23 protein-coding genes are annotated in these 24,619 nt (G+C 61.4%); 11 read left to right on the forward strand and 12 right to left on the reverse strand.

The window, feature by feature from the left end:
• Nucleotides 1-156 precede the first annotated feature (156 nt).
• Nucleotides 157-1,059 carry a drug/metabolite exporter YedA gene (gene yedA / locus GKKCFE_RS02065; RefSeq protein WP_047229545.1) on the forward strand — a complete coding sequence of 301 codons (903 nt, stop codon included), beginning with the start codon at nucleotides 157-159 and terminating at the stop codon, nucleotides 1,057-1,059.
• 57 nt (nucleotides 1,060-1,116) lie between these two features.
• The gene (locus GKKCFE_RS02070; RefSeq protein ID WP_047229546.1) at nucleotides 1,117-2,454 is read left to right on the forward strand and encodes a DEAD/DEAH box helicase; all 1,338 of its coding nucleotides are present in this window, start codon (nucleotides 1,117-1,119) and stop codon (nucleotides 2,452-2,454) included.
• 112 nt (nucleotides 2,455-2,566) lie between these two features.
• Here GKKCFE_RS02070 and GKKCFE_RS02075 read toward each other — a convergent pair whose 3' ends face one another.
• The 7 genes from GKKCFE_RS02075 to GKKCFE_RS02105 all read right to left on the reverse strand — a co-directional run bounded on the left by GKKCFE_RS02075 (nucleotide 2,567) and on the right by GKKCFE_RS02105 (nucleotide 11,557).
• On the reverse strand, nucleotides 2,567-3,808 hold the full coding sequence (locus tag GKKCFE_RS02075) for a TIGR03862 family flavoprotein (RefSeq protein ID WP_445577436.1): 1,242 nt from the start codon (nucleotides 3,806-3,808) through the stop codon (nucleotides 2,567-2,569).
• Nucleotides 3,809-3,969: 161 nt separating this feature from the next.
• Nucleotides 3,970-5,208, reverse strand: a complete 1,239-nt coding sequence (locus GKKCFE_RS02080) for an OprD family porin (protein WP_076386434.1) — start codon at nucleotides 5,206-5,208, stop codon at nucleotides 3,970-3,972.
• Between the two features lie 152 nt (nucleotides 5,209-5,360).
• Nucleotides 5,361-7,100: an acetyl/propionyl/methylcrotonyl-CoA carboxylase subunit alpha gene (locus GKKCFE_RS02085; RefSeq protein WP_445577437.1), complete on the reverse strand. Its 1,740-nt coding sequence runs from the start codon at nucleotides 7,098-7,100 to the stop codon at nucleotides 5,361-5,363.
• Nucleotides 7,097-8,713: a 5-oxoprolinase subunit B/C family protein gene (locus tag GKKCFE_RS02090; RefSeq protein ID WP_445577438.1), complete on the reverse strand. Its 1,617-nt coding sequence runs from the start codon at nucleotides 8,711-8,713 to the stop codon at nucleotides 7,097-7,099. Before GKKCFE_RS02090 ends, GKKCFE_RS02085 begins: the two co-directional genes overlap by 4 nt.
• 9 nt (nucleotides 8,714-8,722) lie before the next feature.
• Nucleotides 8,723-9,529, reverse strand: a complete 807-nt coding sequence (locus tag GKKCFE_RS02095; RefSeq protein ID WP_445577439.1) for a putative hydro-lyase — start codon at nucleotides 9,527-9,529, stop codon at nucleotides 8,723-8,725.
• On the reverse strand, nucleotides 9,526-10,296 hold the full coding sequence (locus GKKCFE_RS02100) for a LamB/YcsF family protein (RefSeq protein WP_076386426.1): 771 nt from the start codon (nucleotides 10,294-10,296) through the stop codon (nucleotides 9,526-9,528). The genes GKKCFE_RS02095 and GKKCFE_RS02100 overlap by 4 nt, the downstream gene beginning before the upstream one ends.
• Before the next feature lie 28 nt (nucleotides 10,297-10,324).
• On the reverse strand, nucleotides 10,325-11,557 hold the full coding sequence (locus GKKCFE_RS02105) for an NRAMP family divalent metal transporter (protein WP_445578022.1): 1,233 nt from the start codon (nucleotides 11,555-11,557) through the stop codon (nucleotides 10,325-10,327).
• 277 nt (nucleotides 11,558-11,834) lie between these two features.
• On the opposite strand from GKKCFE_RS02105, the gene GKKCFE_RS02110 reads away from it, so the two are divergent.
• From GKKCFE_RS02110 to GKKCFE_RS02125, 4 genes are all read left to right on the forward strand, one after another.
• Nucleotides 11,835-12,500 (forward strand): GntR family transcriptional regulator, encoded by a 666-nt coding sequence (locus GKKCFE_RS02110; RefSeq protein ID WP_076386424.1) that lies wholly within the window; start codon nucleotides 11,835-11,837, stop codon nucleotides 12,498-12,500.
• 200 nt (nucleotides 12,501-12,700) lie between these two features.
• On the forward strand, nucleotides 12,701-13,270 hold the full coding sequence (locus GKKCFE_RS02115; RefSeq protein ID WP_047229555.1) for a GNAT family N-acetyltransferase: 570 nt from the start codon (nucleotides 12,701-12,703) through the stop codon (nucleotides 13,268-13,270).
• 102 nt (nucleotides 13,271-13,372) lie between these two features.
• On the forward strand, nucleotides 13,373-14,242 hold the full coding sequence (gene tesB, locus GKKCFE_RS02120; protein WP_047229556.1) for an acyl-CoA thioesterase II: 870 nt from the start codon (nucleotides 13,373-13,375) through the stop codon (nucleotides 14,240-14,242).
• The gene (locus GKKCFE_RS02125) at nucleotides 14,239-14,832 is read left to right on the forward strand and encodes an HAD family hydrolase (RefSeq protein ID WP_445577440.1); all 594 of its coding nucleotides are present in this window, start codon (nucleotides 14,239-14,241) and stop codon (nucleotides 14,830-14,832) included. Before tesB ends, GKKCFE_RS02125 begins: the two co-directional genes overlap by 4 nt.
• 141 nt (nucleotides 14,833-14,973) lie before the next feature.
• Here the strand turns inward: GKKCFE_RS02125 and GKKCFE_RS02130 are convergent, their stop codons facing one another.
• Together GKKCFE_RS02130 and ypfJ are read right to left on the reverse strand one after the other, a co-directional pair.
• Nucleotides 14,974-15,921, reverse strand: a complete 948-nt coding sequence (locus tag GKKCFE_RS02130) for an alpha/beta hydrolase (protein ID WP_445577441.1) — start codon at nucleotides 15,919-15,921, stop codon at nucleotides 14,974-14,976.
• Nucleotides 15,921-16,808 (reverse strand): KPN_02809 family neutral zinc metallopeptidase, encoded by an 888-nt coding sequence (ypfJ, locus tag GKKCFE_RS02135; RefSeq protein WP_047229559.1) that lies wholly within the window; start codon nucleotides 16,806-16,808, stop codon nucleotides 15,921-15,923. The genes GKKCFE_RS02130 and ypfJ overlap by 1 nt, the downstream gene beginning before the upstream one ends.
• Before the next feature lie 233 nt (nucleotides 16,809-17,041).
• Between ypfJ and GKKCFE_RS02140 the strand changes: the two genes are divergently transcribed.
• The gene (locus GKKCFE_RS02140; protein ID WP_047229560.1) at nucleotides 17,042-17,818 is read left to right on the forward strand and encodes an IclR family transcriptional regulator; all 777 of its coding nucleotides are present in this window, start codon (nucleotides 17,042-17,044) and stop codon (nucleotides 17,816-17,818) included.
• Between the two features lie 51 nt (nucleotides 17,819-17,869).
• Nucleotides 17,870-18,748 carry a DMT family transporter gene (locus GKKCFE_RS02145; RefSeq protein WP_047229561.1) on the forward strand — a complete coding sequence of 293 codons (879 nt, stop codon included), beginning with the start codon at nucleotides 17,870-17,872 and terminating at the stop codon, nucleotides 18,746-18,748.
• 136 nt (nucleotides 18,749-18,884) lie between these two features.
• On the opposite strand, the gene GKKCFE_RS02150 is transcribed toward GKKCFE_RS02145, so the two are convergent.
• Complete coding sequence (locus GKKCFE_RS02150; RefSeq protein ID WP_107322969.1) at nucleotides 18,885-20,222, reverse strand: MFS transporter; 1,338 nt, start codon at nucleotides 20,220-20,222, stop codon at nucleotides 18,885-18,887.
• Nucleotides 20,223-20,225: 3 nt separating this feature from the next.
• Between GKKCFE_RS02150 and GKKCFE_RS02155 the strand changes: the two genes are divergently transcribed.
• The 3 genes from GKKCFE_RS02155 (at nucleotide 20,226) to GKKCFE_RS02165 (ending at nucleotide 23,178) form a co-directional block, all read left to right on the forward strand.
• The gene (locus GKKCFE_RS02155; protein WP_157952141.1) at nucleotides 20,226-20,366 is read left to right on the forward strand and encodes a hypothetical protein; all 141 of its coding nucleotides are present in this window, start codon (nucleotides 20,226-20,228) and stop codon (nucleotides 20,364-20,366) included.
• A gap of 128 nt (nucleotides 20,367-20,494) precedes the next feature.
• Nucleotides 20,495-22,396, forward strand: coding sequence for a 3-dehydroshikimate dehydratase QuiC (gene quiC / locus GKKCFE_RS02160; protein WP_445577442.1), 1,902 nt, complete (start codon nucleotides 20,495-20,497; stop codon nucleotides 22,394-22,396).
• A 104-nt stretch (nucleotides 22,397-22,500) separates the two neighbouring features.
• The gene (locus GKKCFE_RS02165) at nucleotides 22,501-23,178 is read left to right on the forward strand and encodes a TetR/AcrR family transcriptional regulator (RefSeq protein ID WP_047229564.1); all 678 of its coding nucleotides are present in this window, start codon (nucleotides 22,501-22,503) and stop codon (nucleotides 23,176-23,178) included.
• A gap of 110 nt (nucleotides 23,179-23,288) precedes the next feature.
• On the opposite strand, the gene GKKCFE_RS02170 is transcribed toward GKKCFE_RS02165, so the two are convergent.
• The gene (locus GKKCFE_RS02170) at nucleotides 23,289-24,140 is read right to left on the reverse strand and encodes a shikimate dehydrogenase (protein ID WP_370695173.1); all 852 of its coding nucleotides are present in this window, start codon (nucleotides 24,138-24,140) and stop codon (nucleotides 23,289-23,291) included.
• A 5-nt stretch (nucleotides 24,141-24,145) separates the two neighbouring features.
• Entirely contained in the window at nucleotides 24,146-24,586 is a 441-nt protein-coding gene (aroQ, locus tag GKKCFE_RS02175; RefSeq protein WP_339492510.1) for a type II 3-dehydroquinate dehydratase, read from the reverse strand.
• Between the last annotated feature and the right edge of the window lie 33 nt (nucleotides 24,587-24,619).

Below are 24,619 nucleotides of genomic sequence, written 5' to 3' on the forward strand. Positions count from 1 at the left end.
GGGCTTCCAAGGGGCTGACTTTCGAAAGTACGGTTTATAACGCTGATCTCCGTGTTTTTAAAAGTGTACGGTTCGGATAAACAGGTTTTGTAACTTATTTTCCGCCTGTCGCCTTTCTAGAATAGCGTCTTTCATTGTCCTGACTTCGAGCTGACCATGCCTGGCCCACGCCGTTTCCCCTTGCCATTGATCGCTGCATTTTTTGCCTTGTACGTCATCTGGGGGTCGACCTACCTGGTGATTCGCATCGGTGTGGAGCATTGGCCGCCGCTGCTGCTGGCCGGGATTCGCTTCGTGATCGCCGGCTCGCTGATGTACGGTTTCCTGCGCTGGCGCGGGGCGCCGGCCCCGACTTGGGCGCAGTGGAAGGCGGGGGCTGTCATCGGCGTGTTGTTGCTCAGTTTCGGCAATGGCGCGGTCAGTGTCGCTGAACACACGGGTGTGGCGTCCGGGGTGGCGGCGCTGGCCGTGGCGACGGTGCCGTTGTTTACCTTGCTCTGCGGATATTTCTGGGGCGCCCGTAATACCCGTCTGGAGTGGGCGGGGATTGTGCTGGGGTTGATCGGCATTGCCATGCTCAACCTCGGTTCCAACCTGCAATCGAGCCCATTGGGCGCGACCTTGCTGCTGTTCGCGGCGGCGTCCTGGGCCTTCGGTTCGGTGCTGAGCAAACATTTGCCGCTGCCTGCGGGGGCGATGGCCAGTGCCGTGGAAATGCTGGTGGGCGGTGTGGTGCTATTGGTCGGCAGCGTGGCCAGCGGCGAACACCTGGACAGCATGCCGCCGCTGGAAGGTTGGATCGCACTGGCTTACCTGACCTGCTTCGGTTCGATCATTGCCTTCAACGCCTACATGTACCTGCTCAAGCACGTACGTCCGGCGGCGGCCACCAGCTATGCCTACGTCAACCCGGCGGTGGCGGTGTTGCTGGGCATTGTGTTCGCCGGTGAAACCATCGGGATCGAAGAGGCCCTGGCGATGTTGGTGATCATCAGTGCCGTGGTGTTGATTGGATTGCCCCAGTGGCGCAAACCCAAGCCTGCGCCGGCCGAATCCTGATTTAGGGTAAACTGCCGCGCATTGCACACCTTGCGCTGATTTTCCTACGGTACTTCCATGACTTTCGCCACCCTTGGCCTGATCGAACCCTTGCTGCGCGCCCTTGAGACGCTCGGCTACCAGACCCCAACCCCGGTGCAGGCCCAAGCCATGCCGGCGGTGTTGGCCGGTCGCGACCTGATGGCCGCGGCCCAGACCGGCACCGGCAAGACTGCCGGTTTCGCCGTGCCGCTGTTGCAGTTGCTGACCACCGAGGGGCCGAAGGTCAGCGCCAACTCAGTACGGGCGCTGATTCTGGTGCCGACCCGTGAACTGGCCGAGCAGGTCCACGAAAGCGTGCGCCAATACGCGCAAAACCTGCCGTTGAGCACCTATGCGGTGTACGGCGGTGTCAGCATCAACCCGCAGATGATGAAGCTGCGCAAAGGGGTTGATCTGCTGGTCGCCACGCCGGGACGCTTGCTCGACCTGTTCCGCCAGAACGCGCTGAAGTTCAATCAGCTGCAGACCCTGGTGCTGGACGAAGCCGACCGCATGCTCGACCTGGGCTTCTCCGAGGAGCTGGCGAATATCTATAAAGCGCTGCCGAAGAAGCGCCAGACGCTGCTGTTCTCGGCAACCTTCTCCGACGCGATCCGCTTGCTGGCCGGGCAAATGCTCAACGACCCGTTGAGCATCGAAGTGAGCCCGCGCAACGTGGCCGCCAACACCGTCAAGCAATGGGTGGTGACGGTGGACAAGAAGCGCAAGCCAGAGTTGTTTGTGCACCTGATGCGCAAGAACAAGTGGAAACAGGTGCTGGTATTTGCCAAGACCCGCAACGGTGTCGATGCGCTGGTGGAAAAACTCCAGGGCATGAGTGTCAATGCCGACGGCATCCACGGCGATAAACCCCAGGCCACCCGCCAGCGCGCGCTGGACCGTTTCAAGGCCAGTGAAATCCAGATCCTGGTGGCCACCGACGTCGCCGCTCGCGGACTGGATATCGAAGACTTGCCGCTGGTGGTGAATTTCGATTTGCCGATCGTCGCTGAGGATTACATCCACCGTATCGGTCGTACTGGTCGGGCGGGTTCCACCGGGGAAGCGATTTCCCTGGTCTGCGCCGATGAAGTGAATCTGCTGTCAGCCATCGAAACTCTGACCCGTCAGACGTTGCCACGGCAGATGGAACAGGACTTCGAGCCAGAACACCGGGTGCCGGAGACCGATGCCAGCGGCCAGGTCATCAAGAAGCCGAAAAAACCGAAGAAACCGAAAGCCTCGGGCGGTGGCGGCAAGCGCAACCTGGGCAAGTGGGTCGACAGCGGCGACGCCTCGCCCGTGGAGCCCTCGGTCAAGCCAGTGCGTAAAGTGCCGGTGTTCAACACCGGGCCGCGCAAGCGTAAGCCTTGATGACCCGCAGCGTTTGACAGGCCGCCATCGCGAGCAGGCTCGCTCCCACATTGACGGTGTACACAAATCAAATGTGGGAGCGAGCCTGCTCGCGATAGCCGCGCCTGGGTTTTCAAACCTTGCGCTGTAACCACTCCAACATTCCCAGCCCAGCCGCCTGGCCGCTGGCAAAGCAGGCCGTGAGCAGATAGCCGCCGGTCGGTGCTTCCCAGTCGAGCATTTCCCCGGCGCAGAACACGCCAGGCATCTGCTTGAGCATCAGGCGTTCGTCCAGGGCTTCGAAGGTCACGCCACCGGCACTGCTGATGGCTTCGTCCAGCGGGCGGGGTTTCACCAGGGTGATGGGCAAGGCCTTGATTGCCTGGGCCAGCCGCGCCGGGTCGCTAAAACAATCGGCGGGCGTGAGTTCGCGTAACAGCGCGGCCTTGACCCCGTCGATCCCCAACTGGCTGTGCAAGTGCTTGGCCATTGAGCGTGAACCGCGTGGCTTGCTCAGGGCTTGCTGGATTTTATCCACAGGTCGGCCTGGCAGCAGGTCCAGATGGATCGTCGCGCTGCCATGTTGGTTGATGGCTTCGCGAATCGGCGCCGACAGGGCATAGATCAGGCTGCCTTCGATGCCGGTGGCGGTGATCACGCATTCACCGAGGCGCGGTACATCGTCATTCAGGCCGATGGCGATATTTTTCAGCGGGGCACCGGCGAATTTGCTGACCATCAGATCGCTCCAGGCCGGCACTTCGAATCCGCAATTGCTCGGCTGCAAGGGCGCAAGGCCTACACCGCGCTGTTCCAGTGGCAGCATCCAGGCACCATCGGAGCCCAGGCGTGACCAACTGCCACCGCCCAGTGCCAGCAATGTCGCAGTGGGGCGCAGTGTTTTTTCGCCGTCCGCAGCGGCGACTAGCAAGCTGCCGTCGGGGTTCCAGCCCAGCCAGCGATGGCGGGTATGGATCATCACGCCGGCATCGCGCAGGCGTTTGAGCCAGGCGCGCAGCAGCGGGGCGGCTTTCATGTCGGTAGGAAATACCCGCCCGGAACTGCCGACAAAGGTCTCGATGCCCAATCCGTGAATCCATTGGCATAACTCGTTGGCGCCGAATGCCCGCAGCAGCGGGGCGATATTGGGCGCGCGCTCGCCGTAGCGGGACAGGAACGGCGTGAAGTCTTCCGAGTGGGTGATGTTCATGCCACCGACACCGGCCAGCAGGAATTTCCTGCCCACCGAAGGCATGCCGTCGTACAGGTCGACCTGTATCCCGGCCTGGCTCAACACCTCGGCCGCCATCAGGCCGGCAGGGCCGCCGCCGATGATGGCGACATTTGGGATATGGGGGCAGACGGTTGGGGTCATGGCGTGAGCTGCGGAGGACGGGAATAAGCGGGGCATTCTATCAGCACAGATCCCTGTGGGAGCGAGCTTGCTCGCGATAGCGATCTGTCAGCCGACATCCATGCAGGCTGATCAGCCGCCATCGCGAGCAGGCTCGCTCCCACAGGGGGATGCGGTGATTCTTAGAGCGCTAATGTGTAACTGACGATCAGGCGGGTTTCATCCAGGTCATTGCTGAAGTTCGAACGAACCGTAGCGTTTCTGAGTTTGACCCCGAGGTTTTTCAGCGAACCGCTTTGGACCACGTAACCGATATCCGTATCGCGCTCCCACTCTTTGCCCGTATTACTGCCCCCGACCAACGCGTTGTCACCCTGGACATAACGACTCATGAACGTCAGCCCGGGAATGCCCAGCGCGGCGAAGTTGTAGTCATAACGCAGCTGCCAGGAGCGCTCTTGGGTGTTGGCAAAGTCATTGATCTGGACGAAGTTGACCAGGTATGGGTCGCTATTGGCAATGTACGGGAAGGGATCGTCACCGCTCATGCGTTGATAGGCGGCGGTGAACACGTTGGCGCCCAGAGTGTAGGCAACCAGTCCGTTCGCGGCGCGGTTATCGAGGGGGCGGAAGTTACCGTCATCGGTACTTTTCGAATAACGTAGATCGAACTTCAGCGACTGTTGCGCGGCAAGAGGTATTTCATAGACGACGCCGCCAAAGAACTGTCGATAGACATTTTCCAGATTGCCGTAGAACAGACTTGTGCTAAGGGCTTTGTTGAAACTGTAAGTACCGCCGGCAAAGCGGAAGTCATCACTGACACCGCCGATGCGGTTACCCGTGAAGTCCTGATAGTTCGAGGAACTGTTGAACTTGATTTGCTCCAGCTTGCCGCCTTGCAGGACCAACTGATCAATGTCTTTGGAGGTCAGTAGCGCGCCTTCGAAGGTGGAGGGCAACAGGCGTGTGTCATTGCTCGATACCACGGGCGTACGGAAGGCGAGTGAGCCAACCTTTAGAGCGGTTTCCGACACCTTCGCCTTGGCCGTCAACTCAAGTTTGGAATATTCGTCCTGTGAGCCGCGGCCGTTTTTCGAACTAAGGTCAGCCGGCAACAGGCCCGTGCCACCGGAACCATCACCGCCGTCAAGCTTGAGGCCGAGCATGCCAACCGCGTCGATGCCCAGGCCCACGGTGCCGGCGGTATAACCTGACTCGAATCGCAACATGGCGCCCTGGGCCCATTCTTTTGCCGAGTCCCGCTGGGCCGTGGGAGGACCGTTGCGAAAGTCACGATTGAAGTAGAAGTTACGCAGTTCCACACTGGCCTTACTGTCGGCAATAAAATCTGCAGATGCCGTAAAAGGGAAAATCAACGCGCAAGTACCCGCAATAGCCAAAGTCTTATTGATTGACATGCTCTTTATGCTCCAGATAACAGCAGATTTATGTGTTGGGTTTTATCGTTATTTTGATTGCAAAGTTACATCTACAGTTTTCTGCGGGCAGCACGCGGCAACCGGGTTATTACCCCGTTGCGCGTACTGACTGCGAAAAGAAAAGTTTTAAATCAGAGAGCTGTTTTGATGCGGCCAATGACGGAGCCGGCTTCAAAATAGTCGCCGGCCTGTTTGGCGATCTGCACCTGGCCTTCACAAGGTGCGAGGACCGAGGTTTCCATTTTCATGGCTTCTACAACCGCGATCACTTGCCCGGTGCTCACCGACTCGCCGTCTTCGACGACCCAGGTATGCAGATTACCCGCCACGGGCGTCAGTACCGCCTGCGGATCAGTGACCTCGGAGGGGGCCGTGCTTTCGCTGGCGGTTCCCGCTGCGTTCAGGCTGACGCCTCGCAGCAGCGCAGCCGGAAGGCCCAGTTCGTGGCGCTTGCCGTCGATCTCGACAAACGTGCGCAGGATGCCTGGGTCGGCCGATACCGCGGTACGTGGGGCGAGCGTGATCTGTTCGGCGAAAACGGTTTCGATCCAGCGCGTGTGCACGGCGAATTTATTGGCACCGGTGAAGTCGTCATGGTCCATCACGGCCCGGTGGAACGGCAGCACCGAGGCAATGCCTTCAATGTTGAATTCCGCCAAGGCGCGTCGGGCGCGGACAATAGCCTGTTCGCGGGTGGCGCCGGTGACGATCAGTTTGGCCATCATCGAGTCGAAGGTGCTGGGCACTCGCGAGCCGCTTATCACGCCGCTGTCCAGGCGCACACCCGGGCCAGACGGTGGCAGGAAATCGGTGATCTGACCGGGGGTGGGCAGGAAGCCCTTGCCTGGGTCTTCCGCATTGATGCGAAATTCGAAGCTATGGCCACGTGGGGTCGGCGTCTCACTAAAGGACAACGGCAAACCGTCGGCGATCCGCAGTTGTTCGATCACCAGATCCACCCCAGTGGTCTCTTCGGTCACCGGGTGCTCGACCTGCAAGCGGGTATTGACCTCAAGGAACGACAGGGTGCCATCCTGGCTGAGCAGGAACTCCACCGTGCCGGCACCGACGTAGCCGGCTTTGGCGCAGATATCCTGAGCGGATTGATGAATACGCTGGCGCTGTTCGTCGCTGATAAAGGGCGCTGGCGCTTCCTCCACCAGCTTCTGATTGCGCCGCTGCAAGGAGCAGTCACGCGTGCCGATGACGACGACCTTGCCGTGTTTGTCGGCGAGGATCTGCGCTTCGATGTGCCGAGGGCGGTCGAGGAACTGCTCGACATAGCACTCGCCACGACCAAAGGCTGCTTGCGCTTCGCGCACGGCGGAGGCGAACAATTCAGCCACTTCATCCATGCGCCAGGCGACTTTCATGCCGCGTCCACCGCCGCCAAAGGCAGCCTTGATGGCAATTGGCAGGCCGTGCTGTTCGGCAAAGGCCAATACTTCGGCGGCGCTTTCGACCGGGCCAGGCGTACCGGCTACCAGAGGCGCCCCGACCAGTTGGGCAATTTTTCGCGCCTCGACCTTGTCGCCGAGCACGTCGATGGTCTGCGGGTTGGGACCGATCCAGATCAATCCTGCGTCGATCACCGCCCGGGCGAAGTCGGCCCGTTCAGACAGAAAACCATAGCCGGGGTGCACGGCATCGGCGCCGCTGCGTTTGGCCACGGCAATCAGTTTGCCGATATCCAGGTAGGTTTCGGCCGGGCGCTGGCCATTCAGTGAGTAGGCTTCGTCGGCCTGGCGCACGTGCAGGGCGTCGATGTCCGCGTCGGCATAGACCGCGACAGACTGCACGCCGTAGTCGCGGCAGGCGCGGGCGATGCGGACGGCAATTTCACCACGGTTGGCAATCAGTAATTTTTTCATGGAATTTTTTTCACATCGGCAGTTGAAGAAGCTTGTGTAACGGGTTGAATCTCTTTGAAGCCGTCCACAGGGTTGAAGCGAATCTGCGCATTGATAGGGATCTGGCCAGCCAGGTCGAGATGGTAGCTGGCGACTGCGGCGATCACTGGATAGCCACCGGTCAACGGGTGATCGGCGAGAAACAGAACCGGTTGGCCGCTGGCCGGGACCTGAATGGCGCCCACGGAGGTGCCTTCGCTGGGCAACTCATGGTGGTTGCTGCGCGCTAGCGGTATTTCACCGGCCAGACGAATACCGACGCGGTTGGACTGTGAGGTGACGCGCCAGAGCTGGCTGCTCAGACGCTGGATGGCGTCTTCGGTAAACCAGTCGGTCCGCGGTCCCATGACCACGTCAAGGGTGACGATGTTGGCAGCAGTAGGCAGCTCAAAGGCTGGGGCTTCGTTCAGCGATACGCTGGTTCCCGTTGTCAGTGTCGTAAAGCCCAATAGGTCGCCGGCGGCGAGCGCCGGGGGGCCGACCTGGGCCAGGGTGTCTGTGGACAGGCTGCCCAGCACCGGAGTGACGTCAAAGCCGCCGCGAATCGCCAGGTAGGTGCGCAGCCCCGCGAGGGGGGAACCCAGGCTGACGCGGTCACCCGCGTCCAGCTCGATGGGCTGGTAGTGACTTGCCTGCCATTGCAGGCCACTGGCGTTGGTGATTGTGACCGGGGTTTGCGCACCGGTGACGGCGATCACGGCACGGCCATGGCAAACGAAGCTCAGGCCGCCGAGTACCGATTCCACACAGGCCATGTCCGAGCGGTTGCCGACCGCGCGGTTGGCTGCCCGCAGCGCGCCCAGGTCCAGCGCGCCGGAACGGGATACGCCTTGGCCGGTCTGGCCGGGGCGGCCCATATCCTGCAGTACGCTGTGCAAACCGGGGGTGATGATTTCCAGATAGGCGCCGCTGGGCGCGGCGGCACTTGCCGGTACCGTGGGGGCGGGCAGGCCACCCGCCGGGAGCGGGCCAGCATCGGTGAAGCGCACTTTATAGCCTGGACGCAGCAAGGCCGATTCAGCGCGGTTCAGGTCCCACATCTGCAAAGGCGTGACGCCGATGATCTGCCATCCGCCGGGGCTGGCTTGCGGATAAACACCGCTGAATTCCCCCGCCAGGGCAACCGCACCCGCGGGTATGCGGGTACGTGGAGTTTGTCGGCGAGGAACCTGGAAACCCGCACCGCCGGTGAGGTAGGCGAAGCCCGGCGCGAATCCGCAGAAGGCCACGCTGTAGTCATGGGCGGTGTGGCGTTGGACCACCTCGGCGCGGCTGATCCCCAGCAGCGTGGCGACCTCGTCGAGGTCTTCGCCATTGTAATGGACGGGAATTTCCACCCGGCGATGCTCGATCGCGCGGCGCTGGCTCAGGTCTTGGCTAGCGATACGATTGACGAGCGCCTGCTGCGCAATGGCGCTGGGGCGAAATTGGATCAGCAGCGTTCGTGCGGCAGGAATGATTTCCTCCACGCCAGCAATCGGCTCGGCCATCAGGGCGTCGAACAACGCCAGTGTCTCGTCGAGGTCTTTCAATTCGACGAGCAGGGCGTCCAGGTTGACCGGTAGAAAACGCACAGGAAACTCCTAGACGTGATAGGTGCTGTCAGGCACATCGGTGATGAACATATGGCCGGGCGCATGGGTGATGGCGAAGGGCACGCCCGAGGCCATGACCGCGGCCTGGGGAGTGACGCCGCAGGCCCAGAACACCGGGATCTCGCCGGGTTCGATGCGCACGGCGTCGCCGAAGTCGGGTCGACTCAGGTCCTGGATCCCGAGCAGCGCGGGTTCGCCGATGTGCACCGGGGCGCCATGGACTGAGGGATAGCGTCCGGAAATAGTGCTCGCCTCAGCCACGCGATCGGCGGGGATCGGTCGCATCGATACCACCATTTCACCCTGTAGACGTCCGGCCGGGCGGCAGGCACGGTTGGTCCGGTACATCGGTACGTTGCAACCATCGGTGATATGCCGCACTTCGATGCCGGCCTCTTGCAGGGCGGTTTCAAAGGTGAAGCTGCAGCCGATCAAAAAGGCCACCATGTCGTCGTGTTCAGCCCAGGCCTGAGTGGCATCGCTGACTTCCTCGGCCAGCTTTCCATCACGCCAGATGCGGTACAGCGGGATGTCAGTGCGCAGGTCCGCCCCTTCAGCCAGCAGCGTACTCGGGCTGCCGGCGTCGCTGACGTCAAGGATCGGGCAGGCTTTGGGATTGCGCTGGGCATACAGCAGGAAGTCGTACGCCCAGGCGCGCGGCAGGGCGATCAGGTTGGCCTGGGTCATGCCCGGCGCGATACCCGCCGTGGGGGCGACCCGGCCGTTACGGTAAGTGCTGCGTGCATCCCGGGCAGCGGCAATCGCCGCCTGGCGGGCGAGATCCAGGGCATTCATGGGCGTGCTCCGGCAAAGGGCTGCAAGGACATGTGCGCCTGTTCCAATACCCGGCGCAGCTCGCGGGCCATTTCCACCGCTGCGGGGCTGTCGCCATGGACACAGATCGAGTCGGCCTGGATTTTGGTCAGGCTGCCATCGATCGCTTCGAGGCAGCCGTCTTCAACGAGGCGCAGCATACGTTGGGCGACGAGCTTGGGATCGTGCAGCACCGCGCCTGGTTCGCGGCGAGAGACGAGGGTGCCCTGTGGCGTATAGGCACGGTCAGCGAACGCTTCGGCGATACACTGCAAACCCTCGTTACGGGCCAGTTCAATCAGGCTTGAGCCGGCCAGGGCAACCAATATGAGGTTGGAGTCGATCGCGCGGATGGCTTCGATCACGGCCAGCGCCTGACGGCGATCGTGAGCAATGGTGTTGTACAAGGCGCCGTGGGGTTTTACGTAGCGCACCGACGTACCGGCGGCCTTGGCCAGGCCTTGCAGCGCGCCGATCTGGTAGATCACGTCGGCCGTCAGCTCATCGCTGGCCACGTCCATGTTTCGGCGGCCAAAGCCCACTTTGTCCGGGTAAGCGACATGGGCACCAATGGTGACATTTTTGGCCGCCGCCGCTTTCAGTGTCCGCAGGATGCCGGCCGGGTCGCCGGCGTGGAAACCGCAGGCGACATTGGCGCTGGTCACGACATCGAGCATCGCGGCATCGTCGCCCATGTGCCAGGCGCCAAAGCTTTCGCCCAGGTCGCTATTGATATCTATGGTTGGCATTCACGTGACTCCTTGTTCGTTATCGGGCTCAGGCAACGTTGAGGAAGGCGAAGATCGGCCCAACGGATTTGATTGCCATGTACCAGGTCAGCAGGCAGGTCAGGGCGCCCAGCACCAACAGCCAGCGTGGGTAATGGTAACCGCCCATGAGGTCGGACCGGCGCCAGCCGACGTAGATAAAGATGCTCAGGCCGATTGGCAGTATCAGGCCATTGAAACCGCCCGCGAAGAGCAGCAGTGCGGCGGGAGCCGTTCCCATCAGGGCAAAGATCAGCAGCGACAGGGCGATGAACACGGTGGTGGCGCGGTTGCGCCCCAGCTCAGTGATGTCCGGCTTGAACACGGTGACAAAGGAAATGGAGGTGTAAGCGGCGCCGATCACGCTGGTGATACTGGCGGCCCAGAGGATGAGACCGAAGACGCGCAGGCCGAACTGCCCGGCTGCTGCCTGGAAGGCTTGTGCGGCCGGATTGGCGCCCTGACCCGAGGTGTCGATGACTACGCCGCTGGCAACAACGCCGAGGATGGCGAGAAACAGGATGTAGCGCATGAGGCCGGTGACCATGATGCCGCCCAAGGCTGCCTTGGTCACTGCCTGGAGGTTTTCTACCCCGGTAGTCCCGCGGTCCAGCAGTTTGTGAGCCCCCGCATAAGTGATGTAACCGCCGACCGTGCCGCCGACAATGGTGGTAATGGTGGCGAAGTTGATCTGGTCCGGAAGGACGGTTTGATAGAGGGCTTCGCCCAGTGGCGGGTTGGAAGCGAAGGCCACGAACAGGGTCAGGGCGATCATCACCAGTCCCAGCACGACGATCAGTCGGTCGACGGCCACTCCGGCGCGGTGGGAAAGGAAGATGCCGATAGCCAGCAAGGCGCTGAGACCGCCGCCCCATTTTGCATCAAGCCCCATCAACGCGTTCAGGCCCAGCCCTGCCCCGGCGATGTTGCCGACGTTGAACACCAGCCCGCCGAAAATCACCAGCACCGCCAGCAGGTAACCACTGCCTGGAATCGCGTTGTTGGCCACGTCTGCGGCACGCATTCGGGTCAGGGTGACGATACGCCAGACGTTAAGTTGAACCACGAAGTCGATCAGAATCGACGCCAGGATACCGAACGCAAATGCCGCACCCATTTTGGCCGTGAACGTGGCGGTCTGGGTGATGAAGCCAGGGCCGATGGCGGACGTTGCCATCATGAAAATTGCTGCGATCAGGGAAGCGCGTCGCGTCTTTGTAAAATCTTGAGCGGTCTGTGTCACGGCTGTCTGTGTCACGGCATCAATTCCTACGGTGGGAGATATTTTTTTATTGAGCAACGAGCGTGCCAGAACTCAAACATCGGCCTAGAAGTGTTGATCTATAGCGTCTGAATTGTTCAACAATCAGTTTAGTGTAAGGCTACAATTCGCACCAAATTGTAACCTTGTCACTCGTGGGTGTTACTTAATGATGCAGGCGACACCCTTGCTCCTTGCCATGGGCGGGGCTCTCATGGAACATCAAAGTGACTTCTCTTATTCTTATTCTGGATTGCACATGAACGACGTTTCACCTTCCCTTCCTCGCTCGCTGGGAGAATCCATTACCCAGGAGGTCCGCAGAATGCTGGTCGAAGGTGAACTGGTTCCGGGCCAACGATTGTCCGAAGCGGCCCTGGCCGAAAGCCTGCAGATTTCCCGCAACACCTTGAGGGAAGCGTTCAGGGTCCTGACCCGCGAGGGGTTGCTCAAACACGAACCCAATCGCGGGGTGAGCGTGGCGGTGCCCGATATGGCGTCGATCATCGACATCTATCGTGTCCGTCGCTTTATCGAATGCAAGGCCATTGCCCAGGGTTACCCGCTGCATCCGGGAACACTGCATATGCGTGAGGCGGTGGAGGCGGGCATGCGAGCGCGTGAAGTCAAGGACTGGAAGGCTGTCGGCACCGCCAACATGATGTTCCACAAGGCTATCGTCGAACTCGCCGACAGCCCGCGATTGGTGGTGTTCTACGGTCAGATATCAGCCGAGCTGCGGCTGGCATTCGGCCTGCTCAAAGATCCGGAGTTCCTGCATATGCCCTATGTCGATATGAACGTTTCAATCCTGCGTTGTATCGAAGAAGGGCGATCAGAGGAGGCAACCCGGCTGCTTGAAGCCTATCTGGTGCAGTCGGAGCGCACCGTTCTGGCCGCTTACGAACGCAGTCTGAACCGGTAGCACCCTACGAGCGCGACGAACTCCTCGCCAGCCAAGCCAAGCCTGTCGATAATTGATACCTGGCGCAGCCGCGTGGCTCACTCGATCAAGCTGGGCACGTCGCCTGCGTCTCCCACCTTGATCCCGGCAGCGGCCGTGGGCCGTTTATTTGGGCGTGGCGATTTCGCTTGAGTAGGCGTTGGGGCATGGAGAGGAAGCAAATGGAGCCGATACTGGAACTGCAAAGCGCGCGGTTGATACTGCGCCAGTGGCGCGACGCGGACTTGCCGGAGTTTGCCGCCATGTCTGCCGATGCGCAGGTGATGCGTTATTTTCCGGCGCCCCTGAGCCGCCTGGAAAGCGCCGCACTGATCGGGCGCGTGCGGGGGCATTTTGCCGAGCATGGCTTTGGTTTGTGGGCCCTGCAGCGCAAGGACACCGGGGCCTTTATCGGCTTTACCGGCTTGGGCGTGGTCGGGTTCGACGCGCACTTCACTCCGGCGATCGAGATCGGCTGGCGTCTGGCCCGGGAGCATTGGGGCCTGGGTTATGCCAGCGAAGCCGCATGGACGGCCTTGCGGTGTGCGTTCGATCGCCTGGGGCTGGATGAGGTGGTGGCGTTCGCCGCCGTCGATAACCTGCCATCGCAGAAAGTCATGCAAGCCATCGGCATGCATCATGACCCGGCCGATGACTTTGAACACCCAAAGCTCGCCGTCGGTCATCCATTGCGTCAACATGTGCTCTATCGTATCAACCGTGAACAGTGGCTACAGACCCTGCACGGTTAGCCGACACGGACGTTTACAATGCCCGCCACAATGGCCCGGGCCAACAATCGATCCACCGTCGCAGCACCGACTGCGCGGTTGAGCTGTGTGAGGAAAGTCTGAATGAGCCACGTGTTGGAAGATCTGGTCGACCTGCTGACCCTGGAACCCATCGAAGAGAACCTGTTTCGCGGTCGCAGCCAGGACCTGGGGTTTCGCCAGTTGTTCGGCGGCCAGGTGCTGGGCCAGTCACTGTCGGCGGCTAGCCAGACCGTGGAAGAGGCCCGTCATGTGCATTCGATGCACGGCTACTTCCTGCGTCCGGGCGATGCGGCCTTGCCGGTGGTCTATCAGGTGGACCGGGTGCGTGACGGCGGCAGTTTCAGCACCCGCCGGGTCACGGCGATCCAGAAGGGCAACCCGATTTTCACGTGCAGCGCTTCGTTTCAATACGACGAGCAGGGTTTTGAGCACCAGAACTCCATGCCCCAGGTGGTCGGGCCGGAGAACCTGCCTTCGGAGCTGGAACTGACCCAGCAGCGGGCGCACCTGCTGCCCGAGCACATGCGGGAAAAACTGCTGTGTCCCAAACCGATCGAGGTGCGCCCGGTCACCGAGAAAGATCCCTACAATCCGCAGCCGGCCGATCCGGTAAAGTACGTGTGGTTCCGGGCCGATGGTGCCCTGGCGGACTCGCCGGCCCTGCATAAGTACCTGCTGGCCTACGCCTCGGATTTCGGTCTGTTGACCACCTCGATGCTGCCCCACGGCAAATCGGTTTGGCAAAAGGACATGCAGGTCGCCAGCCTCGACCACGCCTTGTGGTTCCACGCCGACCTGCGCGCCGACGACTGGTTGCTCTATGCGATGGACAGCCCGTGGGCCGGCAACTCCCGTGGGTTCTCTCGTGGCAGCGTGTTCAATCGCGCCGGACAACTGGTGGCGTCGGTGACCCAGGAAGGCCTGATTCGCCACCGCAAGGACTGGGCATGAGTCTGGCCGAGGTGCGGCATTGGGTGTTCGACATGGACGGTACGCTGACCATCGCCGTGCATGATTTTGCGGCGATTCGCGTGGCCCTGGCGATCCCGGCCGAAGACGACATTCTGACCCACCTGGCGGCATTGCCGGCCGACGAAGCCGCAGCCAAGCATGCCTGGTTGCTGGAACACGAGCGGGACCTGGCGCTGGGCTCCCGGCCTGCGCCAGGAGCGGTCGAGCTGGTACGCGAGCTGGCGCAGCGGGGTTACCGCCTGGGGATCCTGACGCGCAACGCTCGCGAACTGGCCCACGTGACCCTGCAAGCTATCGGTCTGGCGGACTGTTTCGCCGTGGAAGATGTGCTGGGCCGCGACGAAGCGCCGCCCAAGCCTCATCCCGGCGGCCTGTTGAAACTGGCCGAGGCCTGGAGTGTGGCGCCGGAGGCGATGGTGATGGTGGGTGACTACCGTTTCGATCTGGACTGCGGCCGTGCGGCGGGTGCGCGGACGGTGCTGGTGAACCTGCCGGACAATCCTTGGCCGGAGCTGGCGGATTGGCATGCGCGCGATTGCGGGGAGTTGCGGCGGATGCTGTCGGCTTGAAAGAGGGGTTGGCTGATAGATAGCTATCGCGAGCAGGCTCGCTCCCACAGTAGATCTGCGGTGGACACACTTTTGATCGACACCGATCCCCTTGTGGGAGCGAGCCTGCTCGCGATGAGGCCCTGTCTACCCCTACAGAACTCACTGACCAAACAGCGCCTTCTGCCCCTCAGCCGAATTGAACATCCCATCCCCGTTATGCCCCACCCCCGGCACTTCGATCAGCCGCTGGTTCAGCCCCTCGGGATGACGCCGGATCAGGTAGTCGAAAAAGAACTGCCCGCGCAGTAACCGATACGGCCCTTGGGTCTGCGCTTCACAGCCTTTATCCAGCGCAGGGTGCTCAGGGTCGATGTCCTGTTGCCCAAGCAGATAAACGATGTCGCGTTTGATGTAGTTGTCTTCCAGTTGAGCGGGGGGTTGCCCGGCGGCATAGGCGGGAAGGTTCTGCAGGCCGTACTTCCAATGGTTGAAGCCGGGACAACCGGCCGGGTCGAAGGCCATGGGGCGCTGCGCATCGAAATAGGCATAGGAGGAGGGGTTGGCGATGACGAATCTGGGGGCGATCCGGGTTTGACCGCGAGCGAGCAGGGCGTAGCGCTGCGCGACCTGCGCGCCGCCGGAATGGCCCGCGATGACGATCTCTTTCACCTCGGGAAACTGCTGCCGGTCACTGACCCGGGCGACGATGTCGTCGATGACTTGAAAGGAACTGACCGCCTTGGGCCCCGTGGATAAGCCGCCGGCCATCCAGTCGTTGCCTTGCCAGCGCAACAGGTCATTGGGCAACTGATGGCGGGCAACGTCATGTTCGTTGAGAAACTGCGGGGCGATGATCAGGGTCGTGGTCAGTTGACCGGCGTGTGCGGCGGCCTTTTCGGCGCTGTGCAGATAGGTCTGGGCGTTGCGCAGCCGGCCATGGAGGATGATCAACACGCGCTGGATAGACGCCGGGGGTGGACTCACGCCGACGACCATGGCGCCGCCCTTGAGCTGCAGTCGCCCTTGAGCGACCACGCCCACGCCCTGTTCGTCTGCCTGGGTAAAAGTGCAGCACAGCAGCAGGCTGAGGAGGGCGCCCCACTTCATTACAGATTTTTTGCCGCGAAGGTGTCGCATTGGCTGACCTGACCCTGGGCAAACCCGGTCTTGAACCAGCGAACCCGTTGCGCCGAGGTGCCGTGGGTGAAGGAGTCCGGCACTACCCGGCCCTGGCCCTGCTGCTGAAGGCGGTCATCACCGATGGCGTTGGCGGCGGTCAAGGCCTCTTCAATGTCCCCCGGCTCCAGCCAGTTCAGGCGCTTCTGTGCATGGTTGGCCCAGACGCCCGCCAGGCAGTCGGCCTGTAATTCCTGACGGACCAGCAGGCCACCATCGCCTTCCATCTGGCGGCCCTGACGGCGAGCCTCCTGGATTTTTGCCGACACCCCGAGCAGGGTCTGGACGTGATGCCCGACCTCATGGGCGATGACGTAGGCCTGGGCGAAATCCCCAGCGGCGGAGAACCGTTGGGACATTTCCTGGAAGAAACTCATGTCCAGGTAGACCTGTTTATCGGCCGGGCAATAGAACGGGCCGGTGGCTGATGAGGCGAGGCCGCAAGCCGAGTTGACCCGACCGCTGAACAGCACCAGTTTGGGTTGTTGGTACTGGCGCCCGGCCTGCTGGAAGACCTGGCCCCAGGTGTCTTCGGTATCACCCAGGATTGAGCGCACGAACTCGGCCTGTTCATCGTTCGCTGGCGGCGCCTGCCGGGTTTGGGAGGAGGCGGGGGCCGAGGTCTGGTCCATCTGCCCGGCCAGTTGCCCGAGAATCTGCATGGGGTCCTGGCCGGTGATCCAGCCGATACCGACGATCAGGACAATGGCCGTCAGGCTCAGCCCCTTGCCGCCACCGAAACGCATCCCACCACCGCCGCCACCGTCACCGCGGGCGTCCACCACGTTGTCACTGCGGCGACCTTTTTTCCATAACATGTGGGAAATCCTCTGATTGACCGTGTGAAGAGTGTTGCCGCTGAGTGGGGTTGCCGCCAGTTCACGGACAGACATTCGCAGTGAGTCTAGCGTTTGAAGGCGCAGGCTGTACGCCTGAGCTCTCAGGCAATCGCCACGGGTTTTGGTTCATCCGTCAACAATGAATGTCTGGTTCCAGAATTTGCATTACACTTCGCATATTTTGGAATCAGCCTCTCTTCTCTGGATTTTTCATGGCCGGCAGTCAAATCGAACGGGTTTTCAATGTGCTGGAAAGTCTCGCCAGCGATCCCCACGGCTGGGCTCTGCAAGGGTTGGCCGAACAATTACAGATTCCCAAGAGCGCCACGCACCGCCTGCTTGCTGAACTGACGCGCCTGGGTTACGTGCGCCAGAATCCCGAGAACCTGCGTTATCACTTGTCGACCCGCCTGGTCGCCCTGGGCTTTCGCTACCTGTCGCGCAGTGGTGCCGACATCGTGCAGCCGGTGCTCGATCGTCTGGCTCGGGAAAGCGGTGAACTGGTGCGCCTAGGTGTGATCGAGGGTGATCGCCAGACCTGGATTGCCAAGTCCCAGGGCGCTCGCTCCGGGTTGCGCTACGACCCTGACATGGGCCGCGAGACGCCATTGGTCTATACCGCGTCGGGCCATGCCTGGCTGGCGTGCATGAGCGATGCCGAGGCGCTGTCGCTGGTGGACCGCCAGGCCCTGAAAATGCCGGCGGACGTGGGCCCCAACGCGCCGCGTGACAGCGTTGAACTGCTTCAATACCTGCGTCAGGCCCGGGAGCAGGGCTATGCCTGTGTCGAGGAGAGTTCGGCGGTCGGCACCTCTGCCATTGCAGCCGTGGTGCGTCATCCGCTGGATGGCCGGGTCTTGGGCGTGCTCAGCATCGCCGGCCCCACCGCCCGGATGACGCGATCGAGGCTGCATGAGCTGGCGCCGACCTTGCTTGCGTTTACCGAGGAATTGTCACACGCCAGCCAGGCATCGGAGTTGTTCAGCTGAATCGCCGTCGCAGACATCGGCTCCCTACATCAAGCAACACAGGATTCCTACATGACCGTCAGCACTCCGCTTTCCGGCGTCAATCAGGCCTTCAAGGGCATCCTGTTGATACTCTGCGCGACGTTCCTGTTCTCCAGCCATGACGCCTTGTCCAAATACCTTTCAGGGTTCTATCCGATCATCATGGTGGTGTGGGCGCGTTATGTGGTGCACACGCTGTTGATGGCCGGGATTTTCCTGCCGCGTTCGGGGCTGCGGGTGCTGCGTACCAAGCGTCCGTTATGGCAGTTGGCGCGTGCGTTGTGTCTGTTGGGCACCAGCCTGTTCTTCACCACGGCGCTGCTATACATCCCTTTGGCGGAGGCGACCGCGGTCAACTTCCTGGCGCCCGTGCTGGTCACTGCATTGTCGGTGCCTTTGCTGGGCGAACACGTGACACGCGGTCAGTGGATCGCGGTGATCTTCGGCTTTATCGGGGTGTTGATCATTGTCCATCCGGGCGGTGACCTGTTCACGCCAGCGGTGTTATTGCCGTTCTGTTCGGCGCTGTTTTTCTGTTTCTATCAACTGCTCACTCGCAAGCTCAGTGAGATTGACAGCCCGACCACCAGCAACTTCTTCGCCGGCTTGTGCAATACGTTGGTGATGAGCGCCCTGGTGCCGTTCTTCTGGCAGGTGCCAAGCCTGGTGCATGGGGCAATGATGCTTGCGTTGGGAGCGTGTGGGATGACGGCGCACCTGATGCTGACCCAGGCCTTCCGCTTCGCCGCCCCGGCGCTGTTGGCACCGTTCGGGTATTGCCAGATCGTATTTGCCGGCCTGTTGGGTTGGTTGCTGTTCAGCCATACGCCAACGTTGACCACGGTGTTCGGCATCGTGCTGATCTGCCTCAGCGGGCTGGCGGCGGCGTGGCAACAGCGGCGGAGCTAACGCGCACCGTGGTGGGATCGATTGTGGGAGCAAGGCTTGCCCGCGATGAAGACGATACGGTCCTGAGTGAACCGAGGTGCCTGCATCGCGGGCAAGCCTTGCTCCCACATGGGGATGAATCCCGGGCTGACTGGTATCAGCTTTCCAGCGTCGGCACCTTGCGTGGTGCCATGAAGTACAACCAGATCAGGGCAATGAAGTACATCGCCGGGATCAGGGTGAACAGTACGGTGTAGTTGTTGTGGGTCACCGTGAGGATGTGGCCCACCAACTGGGTCATGAACATCCCGCCGACGGCGGCGCACATGCCGCCAAAGCCGAACACCGTGCTCATCATGTGCTTGGGCGTGTAGTCCATCACCAGGCTCCAGATGTTGGCGGTCCAGGCCTGGTGCGCGCCGATGGCCAGGGAGATGGCAAACACCGCCATCCACAGGCTGCTGGAACCGGCGGCCAGGATCACGCCGATGATGCAGCAGGCGAACAGCAACATGGAAATCAGCCGTGCCTTGATCGGGTTCAGGCCGCGGCCGATCAGGAATGAGGACAGAATCCCGCCGCCCACGCTGCCGAAATCGGCGGTGAGGTAAATGATGATCAGCGGGATGCCCATCTGGGTCACGTTGATGCCCAGGTTGTATTGCTGGTTCAGAAACGGCGGCAACCAGTAGAGGTAGAACCAGAACACCGGTGCGGTGATCGAGTAGGCCAGGGCGAACGCCCAGGTGCCGCGCATGCGCAGGATACGGGAGAAGGGCACGCGGACCTGATCGGGTTCGTCCTGGGCCTGGATGTAGTCCAGTTCCGCCTGTTTGACGCTGGGATGATCCTCCGGGTTGAAGTATTTCAGGCCCCAGAACACCAGCCAGATCCCGCCCAGCGCGGCCATGCACAGGAACGCAGCCTGCCAGCCCCACACCTGCAGGACCAGCGGCAGCAGCATTGGCGTGAACATCGCGCCAACGTTGGTCCCGGCGTTGAATATACCGGTCGCCACGGCCCGTTCACCGGCCGGGAACCATAGCCGTGTGGTCTTCACGCAGGCCGGGTAGTTGGCAGCTTCGGTCAGGCCCAGGATGAATCGGCAGACCATGAAGCCCACCGCCGACGTGGCCAGGCCATGGGCGCCGGTCGCCAGGCTCCAGAGCAGTACGGCGCAAAAGAACACGCGCTTGACGCCGATCCGGTCGATCAGTCGGCCTTGCAGCACGAAACCGATGGCATAACCAACCTGGAACCAGAAGTTGATGTTGGCGTAATCCATCGCCGTCCAGCTCATTTCCTTGGCGAGAATGGGCTGCATCACGCCCAGTGCGGCGCGGTCGATGTAGTTCAGGGTGGTGGCGAAAAACACCAGGGCGAGCATGCCCCAACGGGTTTTGCCCACGGCCAGGGCGCCGCGGATCTTGTCACCGACGCCAGCGGTGGTGGCACCAAGGACGGGGGGCAGGCGGGAGCTTTGGGAAGGAATCATAGCGTGTACCCGTTTTTGAAATTCTTATGGTGTGGTCTGGGTCTGTTCAAAGGTGCCGACGATCAGGGCGGCCTCAATGAGGGGCCGATGGTGCGCAGTGAGCAAAAAACCGTCAATTCGCTGATCGGGCATTGTGTTCGATAATCGCCCAAAAAACTAACCGGTTGGTACATATTAAATTGCTGAAACAAACCTCCAGCTCAATAATCGGCTCACTCTTTCAAAAGCGGCACACCTGTGTGTAGCCGATGCCTGTCCCGGGAGCCGAAGTCATGCAGCGTTCCATTGCCACCGTGTCCTTGAGCGGTACCCTGCCGGAGAAACTTGAAGCCATTGCCGCCGCCGGTTTCGACGGCGTGGAGATCTTCGAGAACGACCTTCTCTATTACGATGGCAGCCCTCGGGAAATCAGGCAGATGTGCGCCGACCTGGGCATCGCCATCACGCTTTTCCAACCGTTTCGGGATTTTGAAGGTTGCCGTCGCGAACGCCTTGCGCGCAATCTGGAGCGGGCCGAGCGCAAGTTCGACCTGATGCAGGAGCTGGGCACCGACCTGGTGCTGGTGTGCAGTAATGCCTCGGCCGACAGCCTGGGTGATGAGCAGATTTTGGTGGATGACCTGCGATTGCTGGCCGAACGAGCCGGGGCGCGAGGCTTGCGCATCGGTTACGAGGCGCTGGCCTGGGGCCGGCACGTCAATACTTATCAACAGGTCTGGAACATCGTGCGTCAGGCCGATCACCCCAATCTGGGGGTGTTGCTCGACAGCTTCCATACCTTGTCCCTCAAGGGCGATCCGAGTGCGATTGCCCAGATCCCCGGCGACAAGATTTTCTTCGTGCAAATGGCCGATGCGCCGATCCTGGCGATGGATGTCCTGGAATGGAGCCGGCATTTCCGTTGCTTCCCGGGCCAGGGCGAGTTCGATCTGCCGGGCTTCCTGGCACCGATCATCAAGAGTGGCTACACCGGGCCATTGTCGCTGGAGATTTTCAACGACGGTTTCCGCGCCGCGCCACCACGGGCCAATGCCGCCGACGGCCTGCGTTCGTTGCTGTACCTGGAGGAGAAGACCCGCCAGCGGCTGGCCGAAGAGGCCGCACCGGCAAGCCATGCTGACATCCTGTTCGCCACACCACCGGCCAGCGAATACAACGGTATCGAATTCCTTGAGTTTGCCGTGGACGACAGTCTTGGCGCGAAGCTGTCCCATTGGCTGGAACGGTTGGGGTTCGTCAAGGCCGGCCAGCATCGCTCCAAGAACGTGAGCCTGCTGCGCCAGGGCGACATCAACCTGATCCTCAATTGCGAACCCTATTCGTTTGCCCACAGCTTTTTCGAAGCTCACGGGCCATCGCTGTGCGCCACCGCCGTGCGGGTCAAAAACAGCGCCAGCGCCCTGGAGCGGGCCGTGGCCTACAAGGGCCAGCCTTATCGCGGCCTGGTGGGGCCCAACGAGTTGGAGTTGGCGGCGGTGCGTGCACCGGACGGCAGCCTGATTTACCTGGTGGATCAGGACGCCGACGTCTACGGCACCGATTTCAACCTGCAACCGGGCGCTGTCATCGGTGCCGGACTCAAGCGCATCGACCACATGGCGATGGCGCTGCCGGCCGATAGCCTCGACAGCTGGGTGCTGTTCTACAAGAGCCTGCTGGATTTCGAAGCCGACGACGAAGTGGTGTTGCCCGATCCGTATGGCCTGGTAAAGAGTCGCGCCCTGCGTAGCCGTTGCAGTTCGATCCGCTTACCGCTCAATATTTCCGAGAACCGTAACACCGCGATCTCCCATGCGCTGTCCAGTTATCGCGGCTCCGGCGTGCACCACATCGCCTTCGACTGCGATGACATCTTTGCCCAGGTCAGCCGCGCCAAAGAGGCCGGCGTGCCGCTGCTGGACATTCCGCTCAACTATTACGATGACCTCGTGGCGCGTTTCGATTTCGATGATGAGTTTCTCAGCGAGCTGGCTTATTTCAACGTGTTGTACGACCGAGATGCCCAGGGCGGTGAATTGTTTCACGTCTACACCGAGCCGTTCGAAGGGCGCTTCTTCTTTGAAATCATCCAGCGCAAGAACGGCTATGCCGGCTACGGCGCCGCCAATGTCGCGGTAAGGCTGGCAGCCATGGCCAAGTCCCGCAGCGGTGGCTTGCGGCACGCCAAGTTGTAGGCAAATCGTAAACGCGGCGGTAAAGGGCAACCCCGTGGCTTGGCTTGACTGCGCGGTGCGGCCCATAATCGCCAACCTGTGCAGTGATGGCCGTGAGCCCCGCAATGACTACGAATTCAGAGCTTTCCGCAGACCTCGACGAACCTGTCGTCGAGCCGCGCAAGAGTCGCAAGAACAACCCGGAGAAAACCCGGGAAAACATTCTTCAGGAAGCCATCGTCGAGTTCGTCCAGCAGGGCCTGTCCGGCGCTCGGGTCGACGCCATTGCTGAGCGCATCCACACCTCCAAGCGCATGATCTACTACTACTTCGGCAGCAAGGAGCAGTTGTACGTCGAGGTGCTGGAAAAACTCTACGGCGATATCCGCAACACTGAGAGCCGCCTGCACTTGGCGGAACTGGCCCCGGTCGATGCGATCCGGCGCCTGGTGGAATTCACCTTCGACCACCATGACCGCAATGTGGATTTCGTGCGCATCGTCTGCATCGAAAACATTCACAACGCCGAGTACGTCAAGCAATCGGGCGCCATCAAGGCAATGACCAATACCATCCTTGATTCCTTGGGCGTGATCCTGCGCCGAGGTGCCGAAGAGGGGGTGTTCCGCGCCGGCCTGGAACCGCTGGATGTGCATCTGCTGATCAGTTCGTTCTGCTTTTACCGCGTGTCCAACCGCCACACATTCGGTGAGATTTTTCAGATCGATTTGCCGGACGAAGCGATCAAGCAGCGTCATCGCCAGATGATTTGTGAGTCGGTGTTGCGGTATCTGCAGGCCTGACCTTGAAACCTTTGTGGGAGCGAGCCTGCTCGCGATAGCGGTATGTCAGTCACATCAACACTGACTGATTCACCGCTATCGCGAGCAGGCTCGCTCCCACAAGGGTGGTTTCAGTGATTCATGCTCTGGAAATGCTCCAGCATCCGCTGCGCATCCGGCGCTACGCCGCTGAACAGCTCGAACGCCTTCACCGCCTGGAACACGGCCATGTTGCCGCCATCCAGCGTGCGGCAACCCAGAGCGCGGGCGTTGCGCAGCAGTTCGGTTTCCAGGGGGAAGTAGACAATTTCCGCGACCCACAATTGGCCCCGCAGCAGCTCCACCGGCACCGGCATGCCCGGCAGTTTCGCCATGCCCATGGGCGTGGTATTCACCAGGCCGTCCGCCTCGGCCATCGCTGTAGGCAAATCATGCCCGGCCCGGGCGCGGCCAGGACCGAAGTGTTGATTCAGGTTGTTTGCCAGTGCTTCGGCACGGCTGACTTCAACATCAAAAATGCTCAGCGTCTGTATGCCTTCTGCCAACAGCGCGTGGGCCACCGCCGCGCCTGCGCCGCCAGCACCCATCTGGACCACGTGCTTGCGCGCCACTTCACCCAGGCCGCGGCGAAACCCTTCGGCGAACCCCAGGCAGTCGGTGTTGTGGCCGATGCGTTTGCCCTCCTTGAACACCACGGTATTCACCGCGCCAATGCCCCTGGCCTCGGGCGACAGCTCGTCGAGCAACGGGATGATTGCCTGCTTGCAGGGAAAGGTGATGTTCAGGCCGGTGAAGTTCATGCGCTCGGCGGCCTTGAGCAAATCGGGCAGGGCGCCGCTGTCGAGTCCCAGGGCGTCCAGGTCGATCAGTCGATAGAGGTAACGCATGCCCTGGGCATCGCCCTCGCGCTCATGGAGCGCAGGGGTGCGCGAAGCCTGGATGCCCGCACCAATCAGGCCGGCAAGCACGGTGATATTCGACATGCTCATCAACCCTTCAACCGCTGACTGAAATGCTCCAGCGCCAGGCGATAACCATGGCTGCCAAACCCGCACATCACACCGATGGCGACCGATGAAACAAAGGAGTGATGACGGAACGTTTCGCGGGCGTGAATGTTGGACAGGTGCACCTCGATCACCGGGACTTCGCTGGCGACCAGCGCATCACGGATCGCTACCGAGGTGTGGGTCCAGGCTGCCGGGTTGATGACGATGCCGGCACACCGACCGCGGGCGCCATGCACCCAGTCGAGCAATTCGCCTTCCTGATTGGTCTGGCGAAACTCCACCGCCAGGCCGAATTCTTCAGCGGCGCGGCCGCACAGTGCGGAGATGTCCGCCAGGGTTTCGTGGCCATAAGTCGCCGGCTCGCGGGTGCCGAGCAGGTTCAGGTTCGGGCCGTTGAGCACCAGAACGATCGGAGGCATCGCAATTTCTCCACAATTTTTATTGTTGATGTC

The sequence above is a fragment of the Pseudomonas sp. E141 genome (genome assembly GCF_052659885.1).